We start from the raw sequence: 17,658 nt of genomic DNA, 5'->3' as shown, positions 1-17,658 counted from the left end.
TCGCAGACAGAAACCGACTGATTCCCTAAACCCGTTGCTTCCCAACGGGTTTCATTCGCAATGCGCTCATGTTGCCGCGAATCCGCCGATACACTCGACCTCGCAACACGCTCGACTCCCGCTAGCCGAACACATCGACCAAGGGGAAATGTCATGGCGCTCTTTGCATTCACCGACTACAGCGGAAAAGAATTCATTTTCCAGCTCAACAACGAACAGCGGATCTCCGAGGCACGCCGGATCCTGTCCGGCGAGGAAACGATGTCCACCCACGTCATGGGCAAGATCCGCAAGACCAAGCAGAGCTACAACCCGGAGTGGAGCTTCCACCTGGACCCCGACACCATCACCTTCTTCACCATGGCCATCGAAGTATGTGATTCGAGCATCCAGTACACCGAGGACTTCCTCGACGAGGCGTGCGGCGCCTTCCTTCCCGGCTGTTTCTGGTGCCCGTGGTCATCGCGGCTGACGCGGGAAGTGACGGCCTCGGTCAGCGCCTGACATCGGCTCCGGCCGGCGCGCCGCGCGTCGGCCGGACCCTTCGAATCAAGGCTCGCGAGTGCGTTCGTGGCACCGCGGCCAGTGGCACCGCAGCTAGGTGATATCCGTCCGGTGGCGTGCCGCATCGAGGGCGGTGAATGCCGCCGCCGCGAGGATCATCACCGCCGAAACGAGCAGAGCCACGTCGAGTCCGTGATGGAATGCCGCTTTGCCGGCATTGAGCACCTCGGAAACCTTCGACAGGTATTTCAGATACGGGCCGATATCGACGCCCTCGGGGATCTTCCCGAGTTCCACGGCTTGAATGGCGTCGGGCTGTAGCGAGGTCGGCAGACCCAGCTCGTTCATGCGCGCCTTCAGGTCCGAGGACAGGAATCCGCTCACCAGCGCACCGAGCACGGCCACACCGAACGCCGAGCCGACCTGGCGCATCGTATTGGTCACCGCGGCAGCCATTCCCGAGTGTTCCGCCGGAACTCCCGACATCACCGCCGACGTCAACGGCACCACCGCGATCCCGAAGCCGAAGCCCGCCACCGCCATCGCGGCCGACAGCAAAGGATCGTGGAGCTCACCGGACAGCATATGGCGGGTCAGCAAGATCCCGCCCGCGCCGACCACACAGCCGAGAATCATCGGTGTGCGCGCGCCGCGCCGCGCCACCCAGAACCCCGCGACCAGCGAGCCGATCACGATCATGGCGGCCATCGGCGCGAACACCGTGGCCGTACGCGCACCCGAGTACGACTGCATCACTTGCAGATACAACGCGGTGAAGAAGAAGATCGAGAAAATGCCGAAGTAGACGGCGAAGGCGACGATCAGCGCACTACGCACTGCCGGAAAGCGCAGGTAGCGCAAGTTGAGCATAGGTGCGCGGGCCCGTGTTTCGACGGCGATGAACCCGGCGAACGCGAGTCCACCGATCGCGAAGAACGCGAGCACCGAGGGCGAGGTGTAGCCGCGATCCTGACCGGAGATCGCGGCATAGATCACCGACCCGAAAGCCGTGGCGCCGAGCAGAGCGCCTGCCCAGTCGATCGGCTCGGGGCTGGGGTCGGCGCTCTCCGGGACCGACCACAGCGCGACGACGAGCGCCACCGCCGCGATCACCAGGTTGAACCAGAAGATCGAGCGCCACCCGTACGCATGGACCAGCACGCCGCCCAGCACCGGTCCCGCCGCCAACGCCAGCCCCGACACCGCCGCCCACACCCCGATGGCCTTCGCGCGCGTGCGGTCGTCCGGGAAGACGTGCCGAAGCACCGACAGTGTGCCCGGCTCCGACGCCGCCGCACCGAGCCCCATGATCGCGCGACCGGCGATGAGCACCGCGACACTGCTCGCGAGTGCCGACACCACCGACCCGGCACAGAAGATCACCAGGCCGACGATCATCACCCGCTTGCGACCCCAGCGGTCCCCGAGCGACCCACCGGCGAGCATCAGCCCGGCGAACACCACGGTGTAGGCGTTGACCACCCACTGCAGTGCGGTCACGTCCGCACTCAGATCACGCCGGATATCCCCCAGCGCCACGCTGACGACGGTGGTGTCGAGAAAGGTCACAAATACCACTACAGCGACTGCGGTCAGAGCGACACGCGGTCGCGCCGTCCCGCCCGGCGCATTGCCCATCGGTCTCACGGGCACAGGGTACTGGCGGGTTCAGCCGGACGCCAGACGGCCACCGGCCGACGACATCAGCGGGACTCGCACCGGCGGAAGTACCGGGCCGACAGAGGAATTCCCTATGCCACCTGCTGACATTTCGTCTTTGCCTCGCGCTGTTTTCCGGACATACCGTGAAACAGCTCGACGAGGGAGGCACCGCGATTTCATCGAAGCTTCGCGCGCCGCACACGTCGATCCCCTGCCCGTCGGGCGAATACGCAATCGAGAGGACCGGTGGCATGACCACGATCGAGAATGTTTCGCACACGCGAGAACTCGCCGGAAAACGAGCTCTGGTCACGGGCGGTTCCCGCGGAATCGGAGCGGCCGTCGTACGCCAGCTGCTGGACGCGGGCGCCCAGGTGCTCACCACCGCCAGATCGGCGACGAACACAATTCCGGACGGGTCCGCCTTCGTGACCGCCGACGTGCGAACACAGGCCGGCGCACAGGCACTCGCCGCAGCCGTGCACGACGTGCTCGGCGGGGTGGACATCCTCGTACACAACGCCGGTGGTGCGCGACCGCACGCGAGCGCTTCGGCCATCCCCGACCGCGAATGGCAGGACGCGCTCGACCTGAACCTGCTCGCCTCGGTGCGGCTGGATTCGCTGCTGGTGCCGGGTATGCGGGAACGGCGTTCCGGCGCGATCGTGCACGTCTCCTCGGCCGCGGTTCCCACCGCGGCACCACAGTTCCTGCACTACGTGGCCGCGAAAGCCGCACTCCAGACCTACAGCCGGGGACTCGCCTTGGACTTGGCCGCCGCCGGAATCCGGGTCAACACTGTGTCGCCGGGCAGAACCGCCACCCCCGGCGGTGAAGAGACCCGGCAGTTGTGGGCAAGGATGGACGCGACGGCGGGCGACACCGTCACCGCGATCGGCACGACGCCGCTGGGGCGCGACGGACGGCCCGCCGACATCGCCGACGCGGTGCTGTTCCTCATCTCCGACCGCGCGAGCTGGCTGACCGGAACCAATCTGCTCGTCGACGGGGGCGAGTTCCCCCGGGGCTGAAGCCGGTCAGCGCGCCGGCGGGAGTGGCCCCGAATCTGCTGCGACACCGACGGTTGAGCAACGTGCAACACCTCCGCCGCCGCCGTCACCGACCCCTCTTCGGCCACCGCCATGGCGTACTCGAACTGACGAAGGCTCATCGGCGGGTTCCTCCCTGAGGGTGTCGAGCTGCCCCCGCGATGCTAGGCCGGTAGCTCCGGGCAGGCCACGATCGGTGCGTCGGCGACCAGCGGTGCACGGCGTCGAGCCGTCCAGCGCGCCGGGTGTGCGAGACTGGGGCGGTGAGCGATGCCGATGCGGGCACCTACGTCGAGGCGGGCGAGTTCCGCCGCGATACCAACTACATCACCACGCGGATCACCGCCGACGGACGTGAGGGCTATCCCGTCGAACCGGGGCGCTACCGGCTCGTCGCGGCCAGGGCGTGTCCGTGGGCCAATCGCACGCTGATCGTGCGCAGGCTGCTCGGGCTCGAGCCGGTGCTGTCGCTCGGGCTGTGCGGGCCCACCCACGACAAGCTCAGCTGGACCTTCGATCTGGATCCGGGCGAGGTCGATCCGGTGCTCGGCATCCACCGTCTGCGCGATGCCTATCTGGCCCGGTTTCCGGACTATCCGCGCGGCATCACCGTGCCCGCGATGGTCGACATCGTCACGGGGCAGGTCGTCACCAACGACTACGCGCAGATGACCCTCGACTTCTCGACCGAATGGGCCGCCTACCACCGGCCCGGCGCACCGCAGCTGTACCCGGAACCGCTGCGCGAGCAGATCGACGAGATCAACCGAGACGTGTTCCGCGACATCAACAACGGCGTCTACCGCTGCGGGTTCGCCGGTGATCAGGACGCCTACGACGCCGCCTACGTCCGGCTCTTCGCCGCACTCGACCGGATCACCGAGCGGCTGAGCACTCAGCGCTACCTGGTCGGCGACACCATCACCGAGGCCGATGTGCGGCTGTTCACCACACTCGCCCGTTTCGACCCCGTCTATCACGGCCATTTCAAGTGCAACCGCACCAAACTCAGCGAGATGCCGGTGCTGTGGGCTTACGCCCGCGACCTGTTCCAGACTCCCGGCTTCGGCGACACCATCGACTTCGGGCAGATCAAAGAGCACTACTACGTCGTGCACCGCGATATCAATCCCACCGGCATCGTCCCCGCGGGGCCGGACCTGTCGAACTGGCTGACCCCGCACCACCGTGAGGAACTGGGTGGGCGCCCCTTCGGCGACGGCACCCCACCGCCTGCGCCGATCCCCGCCGAGCAGGTACCCGCGATCGACTGAGGCTCTGTCTCCCGGCCCGATAGCCAAGCGGGGCAACAGTTTCGGTGATTCGTCGAAACGGTTTCGTGTCGGTGCTCAGCGCTAGCGTGCTCGGGTATGGACACCGTGCCCGATGCCTGGTTCGCCGACTTGCTGACGCAGCTGTGCGCGAGCGACTTCCGCACCGTCACCCGGCTCGACATCGAGCACGTGTGCGGTACTGCGGGGTGGCTGTGTCCGGGTGACGGCGTGGTGGTCATCCCGGGAACACCGTCCGGTGGCCGCATCGACGACGACCGCGGTGCCGACGGTAAGCAGCGCGCGCACCTGTCCATCGCCGTCGCGACCATCGCGCCCGAACTGTTCCGTCACTACCTGGACCTGACGGTGACGACGTGGGGTGCGCCGACATGGTTTTGCGGCCTGTCGGATCTCGGCGTCGGCTGGGTCGACGGCGACGCCCTGCGCATCCTCGAGCTCTCCGACCACGGCACGGTGACGCTACGGATCGAGTCCCTCGATGCAGATGCCCAACGCAGGTGGTGGAATTGGAGAACCCAGTACCACTACCCGGATCTCATCGACGAAGCCGACCGGGTCCCGAACGATGAGCACGATGTCTCGGTCACGAGCGCCGACGATTACGAGGTCAGCTTCACCTGGTCGGCCGGTTCGGCCGGGCGCGGCAGCGAGATCTGGAGCGTCTACACCCTCGGCCACCTGCGTGGTCTGCTGACCGACCTGCTGGGCAGCGTGCACCTCGCCATGCGAGCGCTGGGCCCCGGTCCCGAACCGCTTGTCCTGCACTTCTTCGACCGCGACAAGACACCGGATCGCTACGCCCAACTCGAGCTGTCGCCGACCGAGATCCGCCTGCGCGCCTTCACCACCGAGGCCACCCGCCCACACCTGGACCGGCTCGGCTTCGTCGACTGCGGTGACGGCAGCGCCACCCGGATGTGGCCGACCGACCGGGCACGGACCGCCGCCACTGTCACCGTGGTCTTCCTGCACCGAGTCGGGCTCGGTTCGGAGAATCTGACGATGACCGAGTCGGGGAATCCACTACCGATCGACCACTTCTCGGTGGATCTGCAGGTCGACCTGGAAGGTGACGGCGGCCTTCCGGCGTCAGCTGTCTCGCAACCGTTCGACCTGCCCATCGGACCGCTCGGTCCGCTGTCCGATGCGGCCGATCAGGGTGGCGAGGACGAACAGGGCGATCAAGATCAGTAGATGGGCGACGAAGAGCGCCAGCACGGGGAGCGCGAAGCCCTCGTCGGTGAGAAACCCGCGGTCACTGACGCAATACAGGGTGAAGTTGGTCGAGGTTCCTTCGGAGTCGTGGAAGGTGTCCGAGACGACGACCGGCGTGGTGGCCGTCGGTGAGCAGAACAGGGGTGCGGTGAGTTTCGCTTCGCCCGGCCAGATGGCAACAGCGATGAGAATGGTGAGGAAGGCGGCGGCGCAAGCGAGTGACACCGCGGAAATCAGGACGCGTCGCATTCGCTATACCTGCCGCACTCGAAGGAAGGTGCCGGTCCGGTCGAATTCGGCGACCATCTCCGAGCGTGGCGACAAGACATTGGCGACGATGCGGATCTCGCGGCCGAAACGGCTCACCACGATGACGGTCACCTGCCCGCCGGGCAGCGCGCTTCGGGCGAGGGCGGTGTCGACGATGTCCTCGATTCGCGACAGACCGGGTACCTCGCTGACGGCGAAATCCTCGCCGTCGAGGTCGTCGGCGGCGGAGACCCGAACCGGACGTGGTGCGCTGAGGGCGCCGAGAGCGAAGGAGTAGTCGTCGAGCTGCCGGGATCGATCAGGTGGCCGAACGCGCAGGCGCACGGTGGGTTCCCGAGCGGCCAGTACCTCGTCGCCGGACAGATATCGGGTTATCTGGGCGGGTTGGTCGTTCAAGGTGAGGCGGAACTGGGTCGAATTCGGTGGGGTGAGCATGATGACGTTCGCTTCGAGGTCGGTGGCACCGGTTCGCCGGCTCAGCGCCGCGATGGCCTCCTGCGGCAACGAACTCACCAACCCGCCGCCGCGCGCTCGCAGCTGATCCTCGAAATCCACCCGGTCCACCGCGCCCACGCACCCACTGGTGCCCAGTACGACCAGGCAAACGAGGACCCGAAACCATCTGCCACCGCGCACATCCCGAATGCTAAGCGTTGCGCCGGGATCGCGCCGGTCGTCAGCCCCCGACTGGTTGCAGAACGCGCAGAATCGGGTCGTAGGCCCAGTTCAGCATGCGTTCGGCGTCCTGCCGCGCGGCGGCGCTGCTGTGGTCGGAGCTGTGCAGGACGACACCGATCAGCGGGATGCCGGCGCGCACCGTCTCGAACATCAGGCAGTGTCCCGCGGCGTCGGTGTTGCCGGTCTTGATGCCGATGGTGCCGGGATATTCGTCGAGCATGCGGTTGGTCGTTTCCCACCGGTGCTCGCGGTTGGCGGGTCCGGCGGGAACGTGGAAGTCCCGGGCGCCGACGATCTCGCGGAACAGCGGCAGGTTCATCGCCCGCACACCCAGTGCGACCAGGTCCGCCGGGGTGGAATAGGTGGAGTGATCGGTGGGATAGGGCATACCGGCCGGGTCACTGAAATGCGTTCCGGCCAAACCCATCACCCGCGCAGTGTCGTTCATCCTGGCCAGGAAACCACCCTGACCGGGACCGAACGACTCGGCGACGGTGTAGGCGGCGTCGCAGCCCGACGGCAGCAGCAGCGCGTAGAGCAGTTGGCGCGCGGTGAGCACCTCACCGGGAACCAGTCCCGCGGTGCTGCCGTTTTCCCTGGCACAGTAGGCGCCCGCTTCCTGCGGCACCGTCACCGGCCGTTCGAGGTCACCGCTGACGATCACGACCACCGCCGTCATCACCTTCGCGATACTGGCGATCGGGACCGGGGTGTTCGCCTCGCGCGACCACACCACCGTCCCGGTGAGCCCCTCCGCCAACGCCGCGCCCGAGGCCTGCACACCGTCGGGCCCAGCGGCCGGCCACGGCAGCAGACCGTCAGCACTCCCGGAGGGTGCGGCCGCCGCAACACCGTGACCAGCGGCAACGATCAGAACCCCGACAGTGACGGCGTGCAACACCTTGGCGAATGTCCGCATGGCGACATTCTGGCGTACAACTACGCCGACCTGCGGGATTTACCCCCTCGATTCACCGAACTCGTTGCCGTTGCGGTCCAACCCGCCGGAACTATGCCTGGAACTCCCGGACATAGATCGTGTCGACGCCGAGTACACCGACCGAGCTCGCGCCGCCCGGCTGACCGAGTGGCTCGGCCCGTCCGGGTAGCGGTTCGTGGAAGAAGCGGACGTTCTCGGTGACGAACTGTTCTTGGCCGGGCGGCAGATCGTCTTCGTAGTAGATCGCCTCGACCGGGCAGGCCGGTTCGCACGCGCCGCAGTCGATGCACTCGTCGGGCTGGATGTAGGCCATCCGATCGCCGATGAAGATGCAGTCGATCGGGCACTCCTCGATGCAGGCCCGATCCAGGATGTCCACGCAGGCGGCGCCGACCACGAACGTCATGTTGTGCTCCTCAGCTGTACTGGCCCGCAACTTGCGGTAGTGCTGATCCTGCTGCGCACGCTCGCGGGCGGGTAGCCCTCGATATCCACCACCTCGTAAGGTTTCCTTATGAGCTTGCCCCCCGGAACGCCTGATCTGGAGGTACTCGATCTCCTGGTATCGGTGGCAGAGCTGGGCAGCCTCGGCGCCGCGGCGCGCCGACACGGCATCAGCCAGCCCGCGGTCGGCATGCGCATCAGCGCGTTGGAACGGCGGCTGCGGCTGCGGCTGATCGATCGCGGACCCACCGGTTCGGCCTTGACCGATGCCGGTGCGGCCGTGGTCGAACTGGGTCGGCCGGTACTGGCCGCGGGACTCGCCCTGATGGACGGTGTCGCGGAACTGCACCGCGAACTGCCACCACAACTGCATGTCATCGCCTCGAAAACCATTGCCGACCATCGGATTCCGCAGTGGCTGGCGGCATTGCGCAAGCTCCGGCCCGAGCTCGCCGTCGAACTCGACGTGGCGAACTCCCAGCAGGTGACCACAGCGGTGCGCGATCGCGAGGTCGTGCTCGGATTCGTCGAGGGCCCGCAGGCGCCCGCGGGGCTGGGGAGCCGGGTACTCGTGGCCGACGAGCTGGTCGTTGTCGTCGCATCTACCCATCCGTGGGCCACCCGCACGCGCCCGGTGAGCCCACGCGAACTCGCCGATACGCCGCTGGTGTGGCGCGAGAAGGGATCCGGGACACGGGACACCGTGTGGGCCGCGCTACAGATCCACGGCACCCCCGCGCGGCCTGCGGCCGAACTCGGTTCCGCCGCAGCCATTCTCGCGACCACCCGCAGCGGACTCGCGCCCGCGGTGGTCAGCCGGCTGATCGTCGCCCACGAACTCCGTGCGGGCACTCTGCACGAGGTCGACTTGGCCGATTCGCTGGTTCTGACCCGAAAGTTCCGTGCCATCTGGCACCGCAGCACGCCACCATCCGGCCCCGCGGGCGACCTGGTCGACCTCGCCGCCCGCATCGAAGCGGCCCGACCGACAGTACGACGACCGCCGCGAGACTGACCGATCGTTTGCCTGGCACGGGGATCTTCGCTCACACGGACAGATTCGGCATCGGCACCGGGCACGACCCGCTGCGCAGAGAGCGCGCACCCACGACACCGACCAGCGACGCCGCGACCGCCGGGCCGACGGGCACCAGCGGTAGCGCACCCCGCTCGACACACGCACGAAAGCCTTCGAGGATTCGTACCGTGCCCTCAGCCTTCGGTTCGACCAGGGTGCCGTCCGGCAGCGTCACGGCGGCGGGTGCGCGTTCCTCGTCGCGGGTGACGCCGTCACCAGTCGTCCAGCCTTCTTTGCGCACGCGCACCGACCAGGCGCGAGCGCCCGGTGCGCGAACCGATTCGGCGAGCCCCTCGGTACCGCGCACCGAGACCCAGCTCCAGTGGCTGTCCGGTTCGCCTTGCAGGAATCCGTGCCGGGTCACGGCCAACCCACCGCCGCTGAGCCGGACCACCATGACCACCGCGGACCTGGAATCGGTGGTGTCGACCGGAAAGGCCGTCACCTCGGTCGGCAGCTCGCCGGTGAGAGCGAGGATCGGCGACAGGGTGTGCGTGCAGTACGCCGTCGGCTCGATACGACCACGCCAGTGATTCGGATCGCCGATCAGGCCCGAGACATCATCGGGCGACATCGCGTGCAGATAGTCCGCCTCGACAAGCGTCACCCGTCCGATCTCCCTGGCTTCCACGGCTTTTCGAAGGAGCCGGACATGCGGATGGAAGACGTAGTTCTCGGCGAACGAGTACGTCGCGGCCGAGCGTCGTTCGGCCGCGAGCAGCGCGATCGCTTGCCGCTCGTCCGCACACGCGGCGGATTCGGAGAGCACGTGGATTCCGCGGTCGAGGAAGGCGACGGCCAAGGGGGCGTGCTCGTCGAAATCGTTCGCGAGGACCACCCCGTCGAGGTCGTAGTCCAGCAGGACGCGCCAATCCTCGAACACGGCCGCCGATGACAGGTGAACGGCCGCTTCTGCCCGCCGGGCCGGGTCACGATCGCAGGAGGCGACCACCTCCATACCCAATCGCCGACACCACGTCGCCAGATACAAGCCCATTCCCAAACCGACCACACCTACGCGCATGGCTTGATGCCTCCTGGATACTTCTTGCCGAGCAGGTCACTCCCCCTCGATCAGTTGCCTACCACTCCGCAAGGATCTCGACGTAACCGTCGGTGCCGTTCACGCGGATGCGCTGCCCGTCGCGGATCAGCTCCGTGGCGTGTTCCACGCCGACGACGGCGGGGAGGCCGTATTCGCGGGCGATCACCGCACCGTGGGTCATCAGGCCGCCCACTTCGGTCACCAGTCCCGCTATCCCGACGAACAGCGGGGTCCAGCTCGGATCGGTGTAGGCGGTGACCAGGATGTCACCGGATGCCAGGTCGGCCTGCGCGATGTCGGCGATGACGCGGGCGCGCCCTTCGATCGTCCCGGCCGAGACCGCCAAGCCTGGCAGTGCCCCGGCGGGAAGGTCCTCACGCCGATATGCCCCGGCGAGGGCCTCACCGTCGGAGGTGAGCACTCGCGGCGCGGTGAGCGACCGATACGACCGGAACGCGTCTTGTCGTTCGTCGACGAGGCCCCGGTCGGCCAGTTGCGTGCGAACGACCTCCTGCAGCTCGTCGAATCTCAGGAAGAAGATGTCGCCGGACTCGTCGAGTACACCGGCCCGCACCAGCCGTTCGGCTTCGCGCAGCAGCGCCTGCTTGTAGACGAAGTAGCGGCTGACCATGCCGTATTTCGGGTACTCCCGATATCCGGAGAACGTGCGGACACGCTCGATCATCCGCGCGGTCTCCGCGGCCTTCTGCTCCCCCTCGGGGAGGGCGCGCAGGCGTCGCAGAATCTGTTGTTCCGATTGTTCGGCCTCGCGCAGGCCGTCCTCGAAGCGACGCCTGCCCTCGCCCGGCCCGAAGTTCTTGATATTGCCGAGAATCGTCGGTACCAGCGTGGCGGGACTCTCGCTCCAGCGCGGCCGGGTGATGTCGATTTCGCCGGTGCAGCGCATGCCGTACTTGCCGAGGAACCCCTCGATCGCGGCTCGTGCGTCGTCTCCGCCCGGGTGATCGGCCAGACCGTCCAGGAAATCGTCGCCCTCGATCCGCTCCAGGTAAGCCACCACCTCCGGATGCGGGCGGATCACATCGGCGACATCCAGCAACGCCAGACCCATCTCCGATGTCACGTTGCCGGGGACCGACTGGGTGAGTGCGTCGGCGGCGTTCTTCTCGCCCAGCCATTCCCGCAATCGATCGTTGAGCCACTCCGTGGCCTCCATCGCGGCCATGATCACCTGCAAACCCTGGGGAGCGAACAGGACCCGCCGCAGCTCCTGCTGGATATCGGTCCGGATGAAGTCGAGCAGCGGCGGTCCCGACAGATCCGCGATGTCGCGCTTCATGGCCGCCAGCGATGCCTCGCTCTGCGCGATGAGCGCGGTGACGATATCGGGATCGGTTTCGATCGGCGCGGGGGCGGTACCGAACGGCGCCGCCGGTGCGCCGGAATCCTCTTCTGGCACTGGACGAACGAAATCACCGCGCTCGAGCACTGTGCGCAGCGCGTCCCCCATCAGCGGGTCGGACTTGCCGAGTCCCGCCGCCAAGGCGGCGCCTTTCGCCGGGACGGACACCATCGCGGTGACATCGACGAACAACCGGCCGCCCGCGTCGCGCATCGGCGCGTTGCTCGTCAGCTGCCACACCGAGAGCCCCAGCGGCTTCATCGCGTCGGTCATCATCTGCTGATGGCCCACCGACACATAGACGTGGTTCTCCCCGTCGTCGGCGGCGGGGATCGGGAACAGGCTGGTGATCGGCCTGCTCTGCACGACGCGGAAAACATCACCGTCCGAACACCATTCGATGTCCTGAGGGCTGCCGAAATGCGCTTCGATGTGGCGGCCGAGCCGCGCGAGCCGCAACACCTGCTCATCGGAGAGGACCGGCTCGTTCCGGTGTTCTCCCGCGATCTCGCGCACCTGGGTGCCGCCTGCCGGGACCGGCTCCACGCGAATCTTCTTGGTGGCGATCGTCTTGTCGGTGATGTGGTCGTCGCGAACCCGGTAGACGTCGGCATTGACCAGACCCGACACGAGCGCCTCACCGAGACCGAAACCGGCGTCGATGGACACGACCGTCCGGTCGCCGGTGAGGGGGTCGGCCGTCATCAGGATGCCGGCGGCGCGCGCGAACACCATCCGCTGCACGACCACACCCATCCGGATCTTCTTCTGGTCGAAGCCGTTTCGCAGTCGATAGGTGACCGCTCGCTCGGTGAACAGCGAACCCCAGCACCGGCGGACATGCTCGACGATCGCCGCCGATCCCACGACATTCAGGAAGGTGTCCTGCTGGCCGGCGAACGAGGCGCCCGGCAGATCCTCGGCCGTCGCACTGGATCGCACGGCACAGCCGTCCTCTGCTCCGAGCCGAGTATGCGCGGCGAGGATCGCCTCCACGACCGCGTCCGGCACGACCAGCTCCTCGATCATGCGCCGCAGCTGCGCGCTCAGCCGGGAGATCGAGGCCCGATCACATGGCTCGAGGCGCGACACCTCGTCGAGCCGAGCATCGAGCGCCGGCTCCCCCGCCACCGTCCGATCGAAGGCATCGGTGGTCACGCAGAACCCGTCGGGCACCTCGACACCGTCGATCCGCGACAACTCACCGAGGTTCGCACCCTTACCGCCGACGATCGCGACCATTGTTCGATCAATCTCGTCGAACCCGAGCACATAGGCCATCCCGCTACTCCTCACCTGGTGGTTTCGGTCTAACGCGAGCGATTATGGACCAGGATTCAGCGCCTCATGAGGGCCCGGAATCGTGTATACAGTAGAAGGGGGGAAAGCAACGGGAGCGTTCGTGCGCCCGACACCGGCGGCAAATCCGTGACCACACCGGATTCCAGTCGACCACAGCCCCGATCCGCCTTGATCGGACTCGGGTTGCCACATCGCGAGACGACCGGCCTCCGAAAGCCGACCGCTGCCGCGTGACGGGCGCTTGTGCCATGTTGCCCATCGATTGCGGATGCCGAGATTTTCACCTCGCGCGCCGATCCGGGCCGCCTGCGACCCCGAATATGTGACAGATCAGCTAGCACGCAGCGTCCAGCCCCCGGCTTTGCCTGTGAGGACACCATGGCCACCGAGAACCCTTTCGACTCCCTGCCCACGACCGATTCTTCCGTCGAACCGGCCCCGCCGTCCTGGGCCGCGCCTGCCCTGCTCCTGTCGCTACTGATGCTCGGCCTCGACCTGGTGGCCCTGATTCCCCTCGGTGCGTGGATGCGCGACTACGGCATCGGCCTGGTCTGCACGATCTACCTGATCCACGTCCTGGCGTCGACCGCGGTGGCCGCATGGACCGTGAGCCAGTTCCCCCTCCAGCTCGATATCGAACCGGAGCAGCAGAACACCTAGCCATACCGGTGCGGCAGTGGGGGATGCGGGTGCATCCCTGCTGAATTGTCGGCGAACACCGAGTTCACGGCACCTTCGGGCCTGCCACACGTGGGTGCGCTGATGGCAGGATAGAGGCGGAGTTTGCCTGATCTACCCGGAGCACCGCTGCACCATGACTCGAACTCGCACCCCGCGCCCGTCCGATGTACCGCGAGCTGTCGGCGGGGACCTGGTGAATGTGCGACTCATCGTGCTGGCGTTGACAATCGGCGTCACCCAGCTGTTCGTGATCCCGCTGGCACTGCTCCCACTGGATGCGGCGTGGGGTTGGGCCCTGGTGCCGCTGACGCTGACCATCACGCCGTTCTGGGCACTGATCCACGAGGCCGTTCACGGGTCGCTGCTACAGAATCGGACCCGCAACGACCGGATGGGACGCATGCTGGCGGTGGTGTACGGATCGCCCTTCGCGATGCTGAAAGTGGGCCACCTGCTCCACCATCGATACAGCCGGGTCCGTGAGCGCAGCGAGATCTATGACCCGGCGACGACCACTCTGCGAGCCGCCGCTCCCCCGTTCTATCTGAAACTGTTCGGCGGTTTGTACCTGCTCGAAGTGCTCGCGCTACTGCTCGCGCCGATGCCCGAGCGAACCATTCGCGCACTGGGACGTCGAGTGGACGCACCCGATTCGGTCGGTGGTCTCGTCCTCGAGCGTGTCGCCCAGCCGGCGGTTCTGGGCAAGTTCCGCACCGACGCTGCCGCGATCGTCGTCCTCCACACCGCCGCGTTCCTCGCCTACGGCCCACACGGCTGGATGCTGCTCGCCGCGATCGGCGGCCGCGCCCTCATCATCTCCCTCTCCGACAACGCCTACCACTACGGCACCGACCTCGAATCACCCAGAGCAGCAATGAATCTGCGCCTGCCCCGCACACTCGAGCGCTTCGCCCTCAGCTTCAATCTGCACGATGTGCACCACCGCCACCCCGGTCTGCGCTGGTACGAGCTGCGCTCCCGATTCGACTCCGAAGGCGCTCACTACCACCTCGGCTGGTTCCGCGCGGTTGCCCGTCAACTCCGCGGTCCGATCGAACTGACCTGATTTCGCTCGATCCCGCGGCGCCGGGTGAGGCATCGTAGATCCATGCCGCTGACGATTTCGGTTCTCGCGGACCGCCCCGATCTGTACGACGCCTTCACCGGAATGACCGACTCCTGGCCTGAATTCATGCGCCACGACCCCGTCGGCAACCTGTACTACTCGATGCTCGATCGGTTCGCCGACTACATCCTGGTCTGCCAGGACGAGGCGGGCGAGGTGGTGGGCCGGGCCTATTCCTCCCGTTCCGGCTCGGTGCGGCCGACCTCCCGGACGACGGCTGGGACGGTGCGATTCGCCGCGGCATCCACACCTCGGCGACCGGCGCACAGCCAGACACGGTGTCCGCGATCGAGATCGTCATCGAACCGAGCAGGCAGGGCACCGGGCTGAGCGCGGAAATCCTTGCCGCTCTGCGGGACAACGCCGCTCGGCTCGGATTCGCCGAGCTCGTGGCGCCCGTGCGCCCCAACGGAAAAGCCGACATCGAACAACCGATGAGTGTCTACGCCGGGCTGACGAGGGCGGATGGGCTGCCGGTCGACCCGTGGCTGCGCGTACACGTCCGGGCCGGCGGCACGATCGACAAGATCGCACCGCGATCCATGGTTATTCCTGGGACGCTGGAGGAATGGCGTGCGTGGACCGGCCTGCCGTTCGACACCAGCGGGCAGGTACTCGTGCCCACAGCGCTGGCCCCGATGTCGTGTTCGGTCGAGCACGGTGTCGCGGTCTACGTGGAGCCCAATGTGTGGATCCGGCATCCGACAGGAGCGACGGGTTCGCAGCGGATCAGTGCAGGTCGAGGTTGGTGACGGTCTCGGGGCCGAGTGCGATGCGGGCGTGCCAGGTCGGTGGCTCCCAGGGATCGGGAGCCATGCCCTGGTAGCGGGCCGACAGGTCGAGGTAGCGGGAGCCGCCCGCCTCGGCGGCCACGACTTCGTAGTCGTACCAGGTGATGTCCGAGCCGGTCGGCACGTGGAGTTCGATGCTGTCGCCGGTGCCGTCCGTGTCCTCGCTCGCCTCTCTGGCCTCGAGATCGCGGACCAGAATCGGCACCGCAGCATAGATTTCCAGGCTCGTCGCGGTGGTGAACCGGTCGGCCGGATAGCGGCCCTGCCAGCCCGATGGATCGGCGAGTACCACGTCCTGGAGCGGCTCGACGACAACACGATTCGACGACACCGGACTCGATGCCACTGCACTGCACCCGGATTGACCGCGCAGGAGCGCGTTCGCAGTCACCAGGACCGAGGTGGGATGTCCAGACCCGGGTGCCGCCCCGGTGGTCCAATGTGGTGGGGTGTCCTCGTCGCGTCCGGCCATGAGCTCGACGATCGTGGCAGCTTCGGAGCCGTCGACAGTGGCGCACAGGGCTCTGCCGTAGCCGCCGACACCCAGGGTGCGCTGCGTGAGCGGGATGGCGAAAGGCCAATTGGTCGGCGCAGGCAACGGCTCGTCATCCGGTGAGACCGCGGGCTGGAACGCGATATCGAGGGCGGTCGGCGTGTACGGCGCACGACGCCGCACCGTGAGCTGCTCGTCATCGGGCAGTGCTCGCAAACGATCGATCACGTTCCCCAGCCTGCGCACCTCACCATTGCCGGAACGCGTGCGGGAGTCGGTGTCCAGGCCGTAGACCGAGACACCCACCGGCCCATCGAAGTTCGCGTACACCACCGTCGTCGGCTGGTCCGTCGGCGGCGAGAACTCGCGGTAGTGGGCATCGTCGAAGGAGAGTTCGCCGAACCACGCGCGAACTTGCTCGATGCCGTCCTCGGTGAGCTGGGCCCAGTACACGCCGAACACGCTCTGCTCGGCACCGTCGTCCACGTAGGTGAAAACCGTACCGTCGCGCCGCAATTCGAAGAAGGGAACGCGTCGGCTCCCGACACGGCCGGTCTCCAGGAACCCCGCCGACTCAGCGATCGACACCAACACATCCGCGTCACGCGCGGCAGGCGGATCATCCTCGCCGCGGCCGAACACAGTGCACGCGCAGAGCGACGACACCGCGATGAGCATCGCACCGAGAACAACAGATCGGTGGGCCATATCCGAGCCTAACGCAGGCTGTGATCTTGCACGGCCGAGTAGCCGCACCCTCCCGATGGCCGCATCATGGATAAATCGCCGACTCTCAGATCCGGGCATCTGTCAGTCGCGCGCCACCGGTGCCGCGCGTTCGGCGAGACTGCCCATGCCTAAGGAGTCCGCCGGTGAGTCATGCATTCTTTCGCGCACAATCCGATCCGATCGGCGGCACCGAGGTACTCCATCCCGAACCCGAGGCGAGCAGCGGATGGATCGGTGGGCAGTTGCGCGGGATGGCTGTCGGCGCGGTCCTGGCGCGCGCGGTGGAGCGCGAGCTCATCGTTCGCGACCGGAGCGACTTGCGGCCGGTGCGGTGGACGCTCGACCTGTTCCGCCCGGTGTTCATGCGGCCCTGCACAACTCGTGTCGAGGTGATCCGCGACGGCCGCCGATTGTCGTTGTTCGATGCGGTGCTGATCCAAGACGGCCGCCCCGTGGCGCGGGCCGGCGCGCTGTATCTGCGCCCCGGCCCGACACCGGACGGCATCTGCTGGTCGCCGGAGACGACCGCGGATCCGCCGCCTGCCGACCGCGAACCCTCGCCCGATCGGGATCGCGTGTACTTCAGCGAGGAGCAAGGTTGGAGTCCCGATGCCCGCACCCACCACAACGCGGCCCGCACGGGGATCTGGCACCGCCCGATCGCGGTCGTGGTCGGTGAGCAACCGACGCCGTTCCAGTTCGTCGCGGGCCTCGCCGATGTGACGAACGTGGTCACCAACCTCGGCAGCCACGGCCTGGAGTACATCAACGCCGATGCCACGCTCACGTTGACCAGGCTTCCGGAAGGGGAGGAAGCCGGGCTGGTCGGCCTGGACCGGCTGGCACAGGACGGCATCGCGCTGGGCACTGCGGCGATCTATGACCGCAAAGGCGTATTCGGTACCGCGACAGTCAGTTCCCTCGCCAACACCCGTGGCCCCGCGGACCTGAGCGCTATCGGGGCGTCGTCATCGCCCATGGCCGCGGACTAGT

At 67.1% G+C, this 17,658-nt stretch carries 18 protein-coding genes; 10 read left to right on the top strand and 8 right to left on the bottom strand.

Going from position 1 to position 17,658, the window contains the following annotated elements; all coding sequences use genetic code 11:
- Window positions 1–153: 153 nt before the first annotated feature.
- On the top strand, window positions 154–504 hold the full coding sequence (locus tag ACWF99_RS01265) for a BP74-related protein (RefSeq protein WP_452533927.1): 351 nt from the start codon (window positions 154–156) through the stop codon (window positions 502–504).
- A 93-nt stretch (window positions 505–597) separates the two neighbouring features.
- Here the strand turns inward: ACWF99_RS01265 and ACWF99_RS01260 are convergent, their stop codons facing one another.
- Entirely contained in the window at window positions 598–2,073 is a 1,476-nt protein-coding gene (locus ACWF99_RS01260; protein ID WP_452533926.1) for an MFS transporter, read from the bottom strand.
- 344 nt (window positions 2,074–2,417) lie between these two features.
- Between ACWF99_RS01260 and ACWF99_RS01255 the strand changes: the two genes are divergently transcribed.
- From ACWF99_RS01255 to ACWF99_RS01245, 3 genes are all read left to right on the top strand, one after another.
- Window positions 2,418–3,197, top strand: coding sequence for an oxidoreductase (locus ACWF99_RS01255; RefSeq protein WP_452533925.1), 780 nt, complete (start codon window positions 2,418–2,420; stop codon window positions 3,195–3,197).
- 281 nt (window positions 3,198–3,478) lie between these two features.
- The gene (locus ACWF99_RS01250) at window positions 3,479–4,489 is read left to right on the top strand and encodes a glutathione S-transferase family protein (RefSeq protein WP_378628833.1); all 1,011 of its coding nucleotides are present in this window, start codon (window positions 3,479–3,481) and stop codon (window positions 4,487–4,489) included.
- A gap of 96 nt (window positions 4,490–4,585) precedes the next feature.
- Entirely contained in the window at window positions 4,586–5,704 is a 1,119-nt protein-coding gene (locus ACWF99_RS01245) for a hypothetical protein (protein WP_452533923.1), read from the top strand.
- Here the strand turns inward: ACWF99_RS01245 and ACWF99_RS01240 are convergent.
- The 4 genes from ACWF99_RS01240 to fdxA form a co-directional block, all read right to left on the bottom strand.
- Complete coding sequence (locus tag ACWF99_RS01240) at window positions 5,600–5,974, bottom strand: hypothetical protein (protein WP_378628829.1); 375 nt, start codon at window positions 5,972–5,974, stop codon at window positions 5,600–5,602. The genes ACWF99_RS01245 and ACWF99_RS01240 overlap by 105 nt on opposite strands.
- Window positions 5,975–5,977: 3 nt before the next feature.
- A complete protein-coding gene (locus ACWF99_RS01235; protein ID WP_378628827.1) occupies window positions 5,978–6,550 on the bottom strand; it encodes a hypothetical protein in 573 nt (190 codons plus the stop codon).
- 121 nt (window positions 6,551–6,671) lie between these two features.
- Window positions 6,672–7,592, bottom strand: coding sequence for a D-alanyl-D-alanine carboxypeptidase family protein (locus tag ACWF99_RS01230; protein WP_378628825.1), 921 nt, complete (start codon window positions 7,590–7,592; stop codon window positions 6,672–6,674).
- Window positions 7,593–7,683: 91 nt separating this feature from the next.
- Window positions 7,684–8,019: a ferredoxin gene (gene fdxA / locus ACWF99_RS01225; protein ID WP_378628822.1), complete on the bottom strand. Its 336-nt coding sequence runs from the start codon at window positions 8,017–8,019 to the stop codon at window positions 7,684–7,686.
- A gap of 108 nt (window positions 8,020–8,127) precedes the next feature.
- Here fdxA and ACWF99_RS01220 point away from each other — a divergent pair, with 108 nt between their 5' ends.
- A complete protein-coding gene (locus tag ACWF99_RS01220; protein ID WP_452533921.1) occupies window positions 8,128–9,072 on the top strand; it encodes a LysR family transcriptional regulator in 945 nt (314 codons plus the stop codon).
- 31 nt (window positions 9,073–9,103) lie between these two features.
- Here ACWF99_RS01220 and ACWF99_RS01215 read toward each other — a convergent pair whose 3' ends face one another.
- On the bottom strand, window positions 9,104–10,159 hold the full coding sequence (locus ACWF99_RS01215; protein ID WP_452533919.1) for a Gfo/Idh/MocA family protein: 1,056 nt from the start codon (window positions 10,157–10,159) through the stop codon (window positions 9,104–9,106).
- A gap of 58 nt (window positions 10,160–10,217) precedes the next feature.
- A complete protein-coding gene (rph, locus tag ACWF99_RS01210; protein WP_452533918.1) occupies window positions 10,218–12,824 on the bottom strand; it encodes a rifamycin-inactivating phosphotransferase in 2,607 nt (868 codons plus the stop codon).
- 399 nt (window positions 12,825–13,223) lie between these two features.
- On the opposite strand from rph, the gene ACWF99_RS01205 reads away from it, so the two are divergent.
- From ACWF99_RS01205 to ACWF99_RS01190, 4 genes are all read left to right on the top strand, one after another.
- A complete protein-coding gene (locus tag ACWF99_RS01205; protein ID WP_452533916.1) occupies window positions 13,224–13,505 on the top strand; it encodes a hypothetical protein in 282 nt (93 codons plus the stop codon).
- A 154-nt stretch (window positions 13,506–13,659) separates the two neighbouring features.
- A complete protein-coding gene (locus tag ACWF99_RS01200) occupies window positions 13,660–14,592 on the top strand; it encodes a fatty acid desaturase family protein (RefSeq protein ID WP_452533914.1) in 933 nt (310 codons plus the stop codon).
- Window positions 14,593–14,634: 42 nt separating this feature from the next.
- Complete coding sequence (locus ACWF99_RS01195; protein WP_452533913.1) at window positions 14,635–14,982, top strand: hypothetical protein; 348 nt, start codon at window positions 14,635–14,637, stop codon at window positions 14,980–14,982.
- A complete protein-coding gene (locus ACWF99_RS01190; RefSeq protein WP_452533912.1) occupies window positions 14,931–15,404 on the top strand; it encodes a hypothetical protein in 474 nt (157 codons plus the stop codon). Before ACWF99_RS01195 ends, ACWF99_RS01190 begins: the two co-directional genes overlap by 52 nt.
- Here the strand turns inward: ACWF99_RS01190 and ACWF99_RS01185 are convergent.
- Entirely contained in the window at window positions 15,382–16,644 is a 1,263-nt protein-coding gene (locus tag ACWF99_RS01185) for a hypothetical protein (protein WP_452533910.1), read from the bottom strand. The genes ACWF99_RS01190 and ACWF99_RS01185 overlap by 23 nt on opposite strands.
- Window positions 16,645–16,808: 164 nt before the next feature.
- Between ACWF99_RS01185 and ACWF99_RS01180 the strand changes: the two genes are divergently transcribed.
- A complete protein-coding gene (locus tag ACWF99_RS01180) occupies window positions 16,809–17,657 on the top strand; it encodes an acyl-CoA thioesterase domain-containing protein (RefSeq protein WP_452533908.1) in 849 nt (282 codons plus the stop codon).
- Window position 17,658: the final 1 nt, after the last annotated feature.

It is taken from the genome of Nocardia sp. NPDC055002 (genome assembly GCF_053608825.1).
Note: the sequence above shows the minus strand (reverse complement) of the source record. Positions and strands in the feature narration are given on the sequence as shown.

Bases quoted from the DNA above. Each gene is read 5' to 3' on its own strand.
- ACWF99_RS01265 (WP_452533927.1), top strand. From the start codon at position 154: ATGGCGCTCTTTGCATTCACCGACTACAGCGGAAAAGAATTCATTTTC.
- ACWF99_RS01255 (WP_452533925.1), top strand. From the start codon at position 2,418: ATGACCACGATCGAGAATGTTTCGCACACGCGAGAACTCGCCGGAAAA.
- ACWF99_RS01245 (WP_452533923.1), top strand. From the start codon at position 4,586: ATGGACACCGTGCCCGATGCCTGGTTCGCCGACTTGCTGACGCAGCTG.
- ACWF99_RS01240 (WP_378628829.1), bottom strand. From the start codon at position 5,974: ATGCGACGCGTCCTGATTTCCGCGGTGTCACTCGCTTGCGCCGCCGCC.
- ACWF99_RS01230 (WP_378628825.1), bottom strand. From the start codon at position 7,592: ATGCGGACATTCGCCAAGGTGTTGCACGCCGTCACTGTCGGGGTTCTG.
- fdxA (WP_378628822.1), bottom strand. From the start codon at position 8,019: ATGACGTTCGTGGTCGGCGCCGCCTGCGTGGACATCCTGGATCGGGCC.
- ACWF99_RS01220 (WP_452533921.1), top strand. From the start codon at position 8,128: ATGAGCTTGCCCCCCGGAACGCCTGATCTGGAGGTACTCGATCTCCTG.
- ACWF99_RS01215 (WP_452533919.1), bottom strand. From the start codon at position 10,159: ATGCGCGTAGGTGTGGTCGGTTTGGGAATGGGCTTGTATCTGGCGACG.
- rph (WP_452533918.1), bottom strand. From the start codon at position 12,824: ATGGCCTATGTGCTCGGGTTCGACGAGATTGATCGAACAATGGTCGCG.
- ACWF99_RS01205 (WP_452533916.1), top strand. From the start codon at position 13,224: ATGGCCACCGAGAACCCTTTCGACTCCCTGCCCACGACCGATTCTTCC.
- ACWF99_RS01200 (WP_452533914.1), top strand. From the start codon at position 13,660: ATGACTCGAACTCGCACCCCGCGCCCGTCCGATGTACCGCGAGCTGTC.
- ACWF99_RS01195 (WP_452533913.1), top strand. From the start codon at position 14,635: ATGCCGCTGACGATTTCGGTTCTCGCGGACCGCCCCGATCTGTACGAC.
- ACWF99_RS01185 (WP_452533910.1), bottom strand. From the start codon at position 16,644: ATGGCCCACCGATCTGTTGTTCTCGGTGCGATGCTCATCGCGGTGTCG.